We start from the raw sequence: 11,557 nt of genomic DNA on the forward strand, positions 1-11,557 counted from the left end.
GGTGCTCACAGCTTCCCGCCTCTGCCGGCGTCCCGGCGCGGCGGCGCGATGAGCGTGGAGAGGTACGGCAGCGGCGAGCCGTCGAGCTCGGCGGCCGGCCGGATGGACTCCTCGTCCAGGCCCAGCGCCGACCCCCACACCGCGTCCTCGACCCGCCCGGTCTCCCGCAGCGCCTCCACCACCTCACCGGCCTGCCGCCCGAACTTGTACGCCACCACCGTCCCCGGCCCGCTCAGCGCGTCCTTCAGCACCTCGGTGCCCGCCGTCACCGGCACGAGCGTCAGCGGCTCGGTGCCCTCGGTGAGCACGGCACCGGACCGGGCGGCGAGATCCTGCATGGCGGTGATCCCGGGCACGGTCTCCACGACGACACCGGGCACCAGCCCGGCGATGGTCTGCGCGAGATACGTGAACGTCGAATAGACATTCGGGTCGCCGATGGTGGCGAACGCGACCGACCCGTGCGTGCGCAGCAGCTCGGCCACCTTCGCACCCGCCGCGTCCCAGGCGGCCTCCCGCCGCCCCCGGTCACTGCGCTCGTTCAGCGCGAACACGACCCGTACGACCTTCTCCGGGCCGACGTAGTGCAGCACGGTCGCCTCCGCGCGCCCGCGCTCCCCGCTGTCCATGACCGGCACCACCACCACATCGGCGGCGCGCAGGGCGTTGACGCCCTTCACGGTCACCAGCTCGGGGTCGCCGGGCCCCACCCCGACACCGGTCAACCTGCTGCTGCTCATGACGTCCGGCACCTCTCCACGAACCTTCGGGCCACACCGGGCTCGGCCGCCCAGTGCGTGTGCAGATAACTCGCGTGCACGCCCTGCTGTACAAAACCCTCGACACGCGGCCGGGGCGTCCGCACGCCCCAGGCGGGCGCCGCACCGGCCCCCGGCTCGACCACGGTCCGGTGGAACTCGTGCCCGCGCATGCGGGTACCGGCGACGGCCAGCACACTGTCCCCGACGGCGACCGCGTCCCGATAGCCGAGAGTCAGCCGCTCCGACATCCGCGCGCCCGCGTCCAGCACCCCGCACATCGGCAGCCCGTCGAGCTCACGGCAGAGATAGAGCAGCCCGGCACACTCGGCGGCGACGGGAGCACCGCGCTCCGCGAGGGCGGCGACGGACTTCCGCAGCGCCTCGTTGGCGGACAGCTCGGCGGCGTACACCTCGGGAAACCCCCCACCGATCACCAGCCCCCGTGTCCCCTCCGGCAGCCGCTCCTCCCGCAGGGGATCGAAGACCACGACCTCCGCCCCGGCGGCGGCGAGCAGCTCGGTGTGCTCGGCATAGGAGAAGGTGAACGCGGCCCCACCGGCGACGGCGACCCGCACCCCGGCCTCTTCCGGGCCGTCCGGCGTTCGCGCCGGCGGGGGCGCGGAAGCCAGTGCCCCGGCCGGGTCCCAGGGCGCGTCCGGCAGCGCTCCCGCGCCCCGTGCCAGCTCCATCAGCGCCCCCAGGTCACAGCCGTCGGCGACCTGCGCGGCCATCGCCGCGACCGCCTCGACGGCGTCCCCCCGCCGCTCGGCGACCGGCACCAGCCCCAGATGCCTCGACGGCGTCTCCACCCGGTCCGTCCGCCGCAGGACCCCGAACACCGGCACCCCGGCAGCCTCCAGCGCCTCCCGCAGCAGCGCCTCGTGCCGGTCGGACGCCACCTTGTTCAGGATCACGCCCCCGACCCGCACCTCCGGATCCCACGACGCGAACCCGTGCACCAGCGCCGCCACCGACCGGGACTGCGAGGACGCGTCCACGACCAGCACCACCGGCGCCCGCAGCAGCTTCGCCACCTGCGCCGTGGACGCCAGCTCCCCTTCCCCCGCGGCCCCGTCGAACAGCCCCATCACACCCTCGACCACGGCCAGGTCACAGCCGCGCGCACCGTGCGCGAACAGCGGGCCGACCAGCTCGGGACCGCACAGGTACGCGTCGAGGTTCCGCCCCGCCCGCCCGGTCGCGAGCGCGTGGTACCCGGGGTCGATGTAGTCCGGTCCGACCTTGTGCGGGGACACGGCGAGCCCCCGCCCAGCGAACGCGGCCATCAGCCCCGTGGCCACGGTGGTCTTGCCGCTGCCCGAAGAAGGCGCGGCGACGACCAGCCGGGGCACGGACGAGGACATCACCACTCGATGCCCCTCTGCCCCTTCTGCCCCGCGTCCATCGGGTGCTTGACCTTGGACATGTCGGTGACGAGATCGGCGAAGCCGACCAGCTTCTCCGGCGCGTTCCGCCCGGTGATCACGACATGCTGGGTCCCGGGCCGGTTCCGCAGCACCTCGACCACCTCGTCGGTGTCCACCCACCCCCAGTGCATCGGGTACGCGAACTCGTCCAGCACGTACAGCCGGTACGTCTCGGCCGCCAGGTCCCGCTTGACCTGCTCCCAGCCCTCCCGGGCCTTCTCCTCGTTGTCCATCTGCGCGTCGCGCTGGACCCAGGACCACCCCTCGCCCATCTTGTGCCAGTCGACGGTCCCGCCCTCGCCGGAGGCACCCAGCACCCGCAGCGCGTTCTCCTCGCCGACCTTCCACTTCGCCGACTTGACGAACTGGAACACCCCGATGGGCCACCCCTGGTTCCAGGCCCGCAGCGCGAGCCCGAACGCGGCCGTGGACTTGCCCTTGCCGACGCCCGTGTGCACCACGACCAGCGGCCGGTTCCGGCGCTGACGGGTCGTCAGGCCGTCGTCCGGTACGACGCTCGGCTGTCCCTGCGGCATTACGCGGCCCTCCTCTGTACGTCCTTCACCAGTCCGGCGATCGAGTCCGCCCGCAACTCGTCCAGCGTCACCGCGGTACCGCCCAGCTCACCGGCGAGCTGCCCGGCGAGCCCCAGCCGCACCTGCCCCGACTCGCAGTCCACGACCACCGAGGCGACCCCCTCGGCCGCGAACAGCCGGGCCGCCCGCCCGGCGAGCGCCACCGGCTCCGGACCGCCGGTGGCCCGCCCGTCCGTCACCACGACCACCAGCGCCCGCCGCGCCGGGTCCCGCAACCGCTCCACCCGCAGCACGTCGTGCGCCTTGAGCAGCCCGGCCGCGAGCGGGGTACGCCCGCCCGTCGGCAGCGACTCCAGCCGGGCCGCCGCCGCGTCCACCGACGAGGTCGGCGGCAGCGCCACGTCGGCCGACGAGCCGCGGAACGTCACCAGCCCCACCTTGTCCCGCCGCTGGTAGGCGTCGAGGAGCAGCGACAGCACGGCCCCCTTCACGGCACTCATCCGCTGCCGGGCCGCCATCGACCCGGACGCGTCGACCACGAACAGCACGAGGTTGCCCTCGCGGCCCTCCCGGGCCGCCTGCCGCAGGTCGTCCCGCCGGATCACGAGCCCCGGACCGGACCGGCCGCGGGCCCGCTGGTGCGGAGCGGCGGCCTGCACGGTCGCCGCCAGGTGCAGCTTGGTCAGGGCACCCCGCGGCCGGCGCGCACCCGTGGTCCGCCCGTGCTCGGTCCGCGCCCGGGACCGCCGCCCGGCAGCCCCCTCGCCGATCCCGGGCACGCTCAGCACCTTGGTGCGGAAGGGCTCGGCGGCCCGTACGGGGGACTGCTCGCCCGCGCCGGCGGCCTGCGGCTCGCCGTCCTCGGCCGCCTCGGGCCGCGCACCGCCGTCGCCGCCCTGGGAACCGCCGTCCTCGGGCGCCGGACCGCCGCCACCGCCACCGGGACCGTCCGGGTCCGGGTCGTCGTCGCTCTCGTCGTCGCTCTCGTCGTCCCCGGAGAACTCCTCCAGCGTCTGGTCCAGCCGGTCCTCGTCGAGGCCCGGCGCGTCGAAGGGGTTGCGGCGCCTGCGGTGCGGCAGCGCGAGCAGCGCCGCCTGCCGGACGTCCTCGGCCAGCACGACGGTCCGTCCGGCCCACGCGGCGAGCGCGGTGGCGGTCCGCGCCATCACGATGTCGGCGCGCATCCCGTCCACCTCGAAGGCCGCGCAGGTCGCCGCTATCTGCCGCAGCGCCCCGTCGCCCAGCCGCACCGACGGCAGCAACTCCCGGGCCGCCACGATCTGTTGCCGCACCGCCGCCTCCTCGTCGGCCCAACGCGCCGTGAAACCGGCCGGGTCGTCGTCGTAGGCGAGCCGCCGCCGTACGACCTCCACCCGCTGGTCGGGCTCGCGCGAGGCGGCCACCTCCACCGTCAGACCGAACCGGTCGAGCAACTGCGGCCGCAGCTCGCCCTCCTCGGGGTTCATGGTGCCGACGAGCAGGAACCTGGCCGCGTGCCGCACCGAGACACCCTCGCGCTCCACGTACGACGCGCCCATCGCCGCCGCGTCCAGCAGCAGGTCGACCAGGTGGTCGTGGAGGAGGTTGACCTCGTCGACGTAGAGGATCCCGCGGTGCGCGTCGGCCAGCAGACCCGGCTCGAAGGCCTTCACGCCCTCGGCGAGCGCCCGCTCGATGTCCAGCGCGCCCACCAGCCGGTCCTCGGAGGCACCCACCGGCAACTCGACCATGCGCGCCGGACGGGACTCGAAGGCCCCGGGCGGGTTGTGCGGGCCGTCCGGGCAGGCCGGGTCGGGCGCGGCCGGATCACAGGAGAAACGGCAGCCGGCGACCACGTCCACAGCCGGCAGCAGCGCCGACAGGGCACGCACCGCCGTCGACTTGGCGGTGCCCTTCTCACCGCGCACCAGCACCCCGCCGACCGCCGGGGAGACGGCGTTCAGCAGCAGCGCGAGGCGCAGGTCGTCCTGGCCGACGACGGCCGTGAACGGGAACGGGGTACTCACTTCTCGTCGCCCTCCAAGTCGCCTTCCAGCTCCAGATAGGTGGCGCGCAGCCGCTCCAGGGTCTCCGCGTCCGGCTCGGCCCACAGACCCCGGTCGGCGGCCTCCAGGAGCCGTTCGGTGATGCCGCGCAACGCCCACGGGTTGGACTTCTTCATGAAGTCCCGGTTCTCCGCGTCGAAGACGTACTCGGCGCTGAGCTTCTCGTACATCCAGTCGTCGACCACGCCCGCGGTGGCGTCGTACCCGAAGAGGTAGTCGACGGTCGCCGCCATCTCGAAGGCACCCTTGTAGCCGTGCCGGCGCATGGCCGCCATCCAGCGGGGGTTGACCACCCGCGCCCGGAAGACCCGGTGCGTCTCCTCGCCCAGCGTCCGGGTCCGCACCTGGTCCGGGGTGGCCGAATCACCCACGTACGCCTCGGGGTTGGCCCCGGTCAGATGGCGGACCATCGCGACCATGCCGCCGTGGTACTGGAAGTAGTCGTCGGCGTCCACCAGGTCGTGCTCGCGGGTGTCGACGTTCTTCGCGGCGACGGCGATCCGCTTGAACGCGGTCTCCATGTCCCCGCGCGCCGCCCGGCCGTCGAGCCCGCGGCCGTAGGCGTAGCCGCCCCAGACCGCGTACACCTCGGCGAGGTCCGCGTCGGAACGCCAGTTGCGGGCGTCGATCAGCGGCAGCAGACCGGCGCCGTACGCGCCCGGCTTGGAGCCGAAGACCCGGGCGGTCGCGCGCCGCCGGTCACCGTGCTCCGCGGTGTCCTCGTCGGCGTGCGCCTTCACGTAGTTGGACTCGGCGGGCTCGTCCAGTTCGGCCACCGCCCGCACCGCGTCGTCGATCAGCCCGACCACGTGCGGGAACGCGTCCCGGAAGAAGCCCGAGATGCGGACCGTGACGTCGATGCGCGGCCGGCCCAGCTCGGCGAGCGGGACCACCTCGAAGCCGGTCACCCGCCGCGACGCCTCGTCCCACACCGGACGGCAGCCCAGCAGCGCCAGGATCTCCGCGATGTCGTCGCCCTGGGTACGCATCGCGGACGTGCCCCACACCGTCAGACCGACGGACCTCGGGTACGCGCCGGTGTCCTGGAGGTACCGCTGCACGAGCGAGTCCGCCAGCGACTGGCCGACCTCCCAACTCAGCCGGGACGGAATGGCCTTGGGGTCGACCGAGTAGAAGTTCCGGCCGGTCGGCAGCACGTTGACCAGGCCGCGGGTGGGGGAGCCGGACGGGCCCGCCGGGACGTAACCGCCGTCCAGGGCGCGCAGGATGTGCCCGATCTCGTCCGTCGTCCGCGCCAGCCTCGGCACGACCTCGTCGCACGCGAACTCCAGCACCGCGACGGCGTCGGGCAGTTCGGTGCCGAGGACCTCCCGTACGAGCGGACGGCTCTCGGCCGTCGCCCAGCCCCGCTGCTCCATGCCCTCCGCGACCCGGCGGCACAGCTGCTCCAGCAGGTCGACGGCGTCGGCGGCCGTCCGGGCGGGGCCCTCGACCAGGTCCGTCAGCTCCACCGGCACCTTCACCGGCGCCCCCGGCTCCGCGAGCAGGTCCTTCTCCACCAGCCCGAAATGAGCGGCGAAGGCGGCCCGCAGGCCCGGCAGCGCGTTCGCCTGCCCGCCCCACACCTGCGAGGCCCGCAGCACGGCCAGCACCAGGTTCACCCGCGGCTCACCGACCGGGCCGCCGCCCAGGATGTGCAGCCCGTCACGGATCTGCACGTCCTTGATCTCGCACAGATAGCCGTCGATGTGCATGACGAACGAGTCGAAGTCGTCGTCCTCCGGCTGCTCGTCCACATGCAGGTCGTGGTGCAGCTCGGCGGCCTTGACCAGCGTCCAGATCTGCGCCCGTACGGCCGGCGCCTTGGCGGGGTCCAGGTCGGAGACCAGCGCGTACTCGTCGAGCAGCTGCTCCAGCTTGGCCAGGTCTCCGTAGGTGTCGGCACGGGCCATCGGCGGCACCAGGTGGTCGACGACGGTGGCATGGCCGCGCCGCTTGGCCTGGGTGCCCTCGCCGGGGTCGTTGACGATGAACGGGTAGATCAGCGGCAGGTCGCCGAGGACCGCGTCCGGGGCGCAGCCGGCGCTCAGCCCGAGTCCCTTGCCGGGCAGCCACTCCATCGTGCCGTGCTTGCCCATGTGCACGATCGCGTCCGCGCCGAAACTGTTCTCCAGCCACCGGTAGGCCGCCATGTAGTGGTGCGACGGCGGCATGTCCGGGTCGTGGTAGATCGCGATCGGGTTCTCCCCGAAGCCGCGCGGCGGCTGGATCATGACCACGACGTTCCCGAACCGCAACGACGCCAGCACGATGTCCTCGCCGTCGACGTACAGGCTGCCCGGCGGCTCGCCCCACGCCTCGGTCATCGCGTCCCGCAGCTCCGGGTCGAGCTTCTCGAACCACGCCCGGTAGTCGGCGAGCGGTACCCGCGCGGGTGCGGCGGCCAGCTGCTCCTCGGTCAGCCACTCCACGTCGTGCCCGCCGGCCGCGATCAGCCGGTGGATCAACTCGTCGCCCTCGGCGGGGTGTCCGGTCACGCCGTACCCGGCGTCCCGGAGCGCGTCCAGCACCCGCACCGCCGAAGCGGGGGTGTCCAGACCGACCGCGTTGCCGACCCGGGAGTGCTTGGTCGGGTACGCGGTGAAGACCAGCGCGACCTTCTTCTCGGCGTTCGGCTTGTGCCTGAGCGCCGCGTGCCGTACGGCGATCCCGGCGACGCGTCCGGCCCGCTCCGGGTCGGCGACGTACACCGGGACGTCGGCTCCGTCGTCGTCGACCCGCTCCTTGAAGGAGAACGGGACCGTGATCAGCCGGCCGTCGAACTCCGGGATGGCGACCTGCATCGCCGCGTCCATGGGGGAGAGCGCGGCGTCCGACTCGTCCCAGGCGGCACGCGAGGAGGTGAGGCAGAGGCCCTGGAGCACCGGCACGTCCAGATCGGCGAGCGCGCCGACGTCCCAGGCCTCCTCGTCACCGCCGGCCGAGGCCTGCGAGGCGTGCGTGCCGCCCGCGGCCAGGACCGTGGCCACCAGCGCGTCGGCCCGGCCCAGCAGCTGGTACAGCCCGGCGTCCGCCCCGCGCAGCGAACCGCAGTACACGGGGAGGGCGTTGGCGCCGTGCGCCTCGATCGCGTCGCACAGGGTGTCCACGAAGCCGGTGTTGCCGCTCAGTTCATGGGCGCGGTAGAAGAGCACGCCGACGGTCGGCCGGCCCTCGACCACGGGACGCTCGCCGTGGACGCCGTACTCCGGCATCTTCCGCGGCTCCTCGAACCCCTCGCCGGTCAGCAGCACGGTGTCGGACAGGAACCGGGACAGCTCCAGCAGGTTGCCGGGCCCGCCCTCGACCAGGTACCTCAGGGCCTCGGCCACCACCCCGGCCGGCACCGACGACTCCGCCATCAACTCGGCGTCCGGCACCGCCTCGCCGCCGAGGAGCACGGTCGGGATCCCGGCCGCTTTCAGCGCGGCGAGCCCGTCCTCCCAGGCCCGCTTGCCGCCGAGCAGCCGTACGACGGCGATGTCCGCGCCCTCGATCAGCGCGGGCAGCTCCGCCGTCACGTCGACGCGCGTCGGATTGCCGATCCGGTAGCCGGCACCGGCGGCCCGGGCCGCCAGCAGATCGGTGTCGGCGGTCGACAACAACAACACTGTGCTCATGCGGGCGCTCCCGGTGGAATGAAAGGCAGTCCTTGCGGCGCGCCCGACTCGATGAGCCGCCAGAGCGCGTCCGTGTCCGCGTGCTGTTCGATCAGGTCGCCGAGCCGGTCGAGCTGCTCCTCGCGCAGCGCGGCGAACGAGGTGTCGGGCGCCGGCACAAACCGGCGTCCCGCGGCGGCCGCCACCTCGCGCAGGAAGGCCCGGCGGAAACCGTCCGACTCCAGGGAGCCGTGCCAGTGGGTGCCCCAGGTCTGCCCGACCCGGCATCCGTCCAGGAAGGCCTCTCCGCCGGTCACTTCGGCGACCCCGTGATGGATCTCGTACCCCTCGACCCGCTCGCCGAGTGCCGTCCCCTCCGGCCGGGTAAGGATCTTCTCGGGGGCGAACCGCACCCTTAGGGGAAGCACCCCGAGACCCTCGACCCGCCCCCGCCGGCTCTCGACGTCGTCCTCGATGTGCTCGCCGAGGATCTGGAAGCCGCCGCAGATGCCGAGGACCGGCCGCTGCTCGGCGGCCCTGCGCCGCAGCGCGTCCGCGAGGCCGCGCTCCCGCAGCCACTCCAGGGCCCGGACCGTCCCGCGCGTCCCCGGGATCACGACGAGATCGGCGTCGGCCAGCTCCTCCGGCCGGTCCACGAACCGCACCACGACCCCTGGTTCGGCGGCCAGCGCGTCCACGTCCGTGAAGTTGGACATCAGGGGGATGGCGCAGACGGCGACCCGGAGCACGTCCTCGCCGACGGGCGGCGCGGTGCTGGACTCCCGCACCGTCCCGCGCAGGGAGACCCGGAGCCCGTCCTCCTCGTCGATGCCGAGGCCGTGCCGGAAGGGGAGGACGCCGTACGTCCGCCGCCCGGTGAGGCCGTGCAGCATGTCGAGGCCGGGCTCCAGCAGGCTCACATCCCCCCGGAACTTGTTGACCAGGAACCCGGCGACGAGTGCCTGGTCCTCCGGCGAGAGCAGCGCGACGGTCCCGAAGAACGACGCGAAGACGCCCCCGCGGTCGATGTCGCCCACGACCAGCACGGGGAGCCGCGCGTTGCGCGCGATCCCCATGTTCACGATGTCGGTCCGGCGCAGGTTGATCTCCGCCGGACTGCCGGCCCCCTCACAGATCACCGCGTCATACGTGCCCCGCAACTCGGCCAGACAGTCGAGCACGGTTCCGAGCAGCCGCTGCTGCCGCCCGCCGTGGTACCCGCGGGCGCTCAGCTCACCGACCGGCTTGCCGAGCAGCACGACCTGACTGCTCTGCTCGCCACCGGGCTTGAGCAGCACGGGATTCATCAGCGCGGTGGGCTCGACCCGGCAGGCCTGCGCCTGCATGGCCTGCGCGCGCCCGATCTCGGCGCCCTCGCGGGTGACGAAGGAGTTGAGGGACATGTTCTGCGCCTTGAACGGCGCGACCTTCACCCCCTGCCGCACCAGCCACCGGCAGACACCGGCGGCGACGACACTCTTCCCGGCGTCGGAGGTGGTCCCGGCCACCAGCAGCCCGCCGCCGTTCACGACGCGCTCCCCGGGCGCCCCGCGACCCGGCCGCGCAGCAGGGCCGCGGTCACGCTCGCCCCGAGCGCCAGCCACCCGACCCGCCGGGACAGCCCGACGGCCCGTTCGATGTCGCCGACTTGCACAGTCCGCCCCTCCCCGTTCAGCACCGGCCGGTGCTCGACCCGCCCCCCGTACGACAACGTCCCCCCGAGCCGCACCCCCAACGCCCCCGCGAACGACGCCTCCACGGGCCCCGCGTTGGGACTGGGGTGCTTCGCCGCGTCGGCCCGCCAGGCCCGCACCGCGCCCCCGGGGTCACCGCCGGCCACGGCGGCCAGTACGGCGGTGAGCCGTGCCCCGGGCCAGCCCGCCACGTCGTCCAGCCGTGCCGAGGCCCACCCGTACCGCCGATACCGGGCCGACCTGTGCCCGACCATGGCGTCCAGGGTGTTGACGGCCCGGAACCCGAGCAGCCCCGGCACCCCGGCCACGGCCCCCCACACCAGCGCGCCGACCACCGCGTCGCTGGTGTTCTCGGCGACGGACTCCACGACCGCGCGCGCGATCCCGTCGGCGTCCAGGGCCTGCGGGTCCCGCCCGCACAGATGCGGCAGCCGCGTCCGGGCCGCCTCGACGTCACCCGCCTGAAGGGCGCGCCCGACGGCGCGGGCCTCCCGGGAGAGCGAAGTGCCCCCGACGACGGCCCAGGTGGCGGCCGCGGTGAGCGCGACGGACGCGGCGGCGGACGGTCGTACGACCCGCTGGGCGACGGCGCCCAGTGTCACGGCGCCACCGGCGCACACGGCGGTGTGCAGGGCGCCCCACCCGCGGTGGTCCCGCCACAGCACCCGCTCCACGGCTCCGGCCGCCCGCCCGAACACGGCGACCGGATGCCCCCGGCGCGGATCGCCGAGCAGCAGGTCGCCGAGAAGGCCGGCGGCGGCGCCGTACGCGAAGACGCGATCGGCACCCATCGGCTCAGCCGGCCGCGGGGTCGGTCACGGGCCGGTCACTGCACCTCGGTCGGCAGCCGCGCATGGCGATATGTCCTCACTCAGGGTGTCCACGCCCTGGTTCGACGAGACCGGCGGTGAGAGTTCCTGGCTCCCGGGGATCGCTACCCCGGTGACAGTGGCGGGACCGCGCCGGATTCACACCGGCTTCCTCTCTTGCCGCCGTACATGGCTCCGGCAGTCCACCACGCCCCCGGAAGACCCGTCAACTTGCCGTTGACCTGCGAGGGGAGTGTGTGGGAAGGCCCACATCGATGGTTCAGAGGGGCTTCTGGGGCATGCCGAAGGCTCCGCGCCGAACGGGTCGGAGCGGAGCCTTCCGGCCCGGTCGGGCCGTTGCGCTGAGCGGTGCGGTCCTGGTCAGGCCTTCGCCACGATCAGGTGGATGCCGTAGGCGACGGCTGCCGCGCAGGCCGCGAAGGAGAGGTAGGCGGCGGTCACGGCCAGGGCCGCGGAGTTGCCTTGTGCGGTGGCGCGTTCGCGGGCCGAGAGGCCCTTGATGCCGAGGGTGAAGAGGGTCACCAGGCCCACGGTGGCCACGAGGCTGACGCCGAAGACGGAGCCGATGGCTGCCCAGTCGATGTTCATGTCGGGTTCTTCCTCGGGGTCAGACGGTGGCGGCCGGGTCGGTCGCGGGAGCGGCGGGGGCGGGGGCGGGGGCGGGG

Annotated in this window: 8 protein-coding genes and 1 riboswitch; all 8 genes read right to left on the reverse strand. The window is 73.9% G+C overall.

Annotated features, from left to right (window positions below; genetic code table 11):
• Positions 1–5 precede the first annotated feature (5 nt).
• Positions 6–752, reverse strand: a complete 747-nt coding sequence (gene cobI, locus MB828_RS44285; RefSeq protein ID WP_301653101.1) for a precorrin-2 C(20)-methyltransferase — start codon at positions 750–752, stop codon at positions 6–8.
• Positions 737–2,125, reverse strand: a complete 1,389-nt coding sequence (locus MB828_RS44290) for a cobyrinate a,c-diamide synthase (RefSeq protein ID WP_301653102.1) — start codon at positions 2,123–2,125, stop codon at positions 737–739. Before MB828_RS44290 ends, cobI begins: the two co-directional genes overlap by 16 nt.
• Positions 2,125–2,724, reverse strand: coding sequence for a cob(I)yrinic acid a,c-diamide adenosyltransferase (cobO, locus tag MB828_RS44295; protein WP_133026930.1), 600 nt, complete (start codon positions 2,722–2,724; stop codon positions 2,125–2,127). Before cobO ends, MB828_RS44290 begins: the two co-directional genes overlap by 1 nt.
• Positions 2,724–4,730, reverse strand: a complete 2,007-nt coding sequence (locus tag MB828_RS44300; RefSeq protein ID WP_301653103.1) for a putative cobaltochelatase — start codon at positions 4,728–4,730, stop codon at positions 2,724–2,726. Before MB828_RS44300 ends, cobO begins: the two co-directional genes overlap by 1 nt.
• Positions 4,727–8,389 carry a cobaltochelatase subunit CobN gene (cobN, locus tag MB828_RS44305; protein ID WP_301653104.1) on the reverse strand — a complete coding sequence of 1,221 codons (3,663 nt, stop codon included), beginning with the start codon at positions 8,387–8,389 and terminating at the stop codon, positions 4,727–4,729. The genes MB828_RS44300 and cobN overlap by 4 nt, the downstream gene beginning before the upstream one ends.
• On the reverse strand, positions 8,386–9,897 hold the full coding sequence (locus MB828_RS44310; protein WP_301653105.1) for a cobyric acid synthase: 1,512 nt from the start codon (positions 9,895–9,897) through the stop codon (positions 8,386–8,388). Before MB828_RS44310 ends, cobN begins: the two co-directional genes overlap by 4 nt.
• On the reverse strand, positions 9,894–10,853 hold the full coding sequence (locus MB828_RS44315) for a cobalamin biosynthesis protein (protein ID WP_301653106.1): 960 nt from the start codon (positions 10,851–10,853) through the stop codon (positions 9,894–9,896). Before MB828_RS44315 ends, MB828_RS44310 begins: the two co-directional genes overlap by 4 nt.
• Positions 10,854–10,954: 101 nt before the next feature.
• A riboswitch (cobalamin riboswitch) is annotated at positions 10,955–11,094 on the reverse strand.
• Between the two features lie 158 nt (positions 11,095–11,252).
• Positions 11,253–11,480, reverse strand: a complete 228-nt coding sequence (locus tag MB828_RS44320) for a hypothetical protein (protein ID WP_046727949.1) — start codon at positions 11,478–11,480, stop codon at positions 11,253–11,255.
• Positions 11,481–11,557: the final 77 nt, after the last annotated feature.

This window comes from Streptomyces arenae (assembly GCF_022343545.1).
Taxonomy (GTDB): domain Bacteria; phylum Actinomycetota; class Actinomycetes; order Streptomycetales; family Streptomycetaceae; genus Streptomyces; species Streptomyces humi.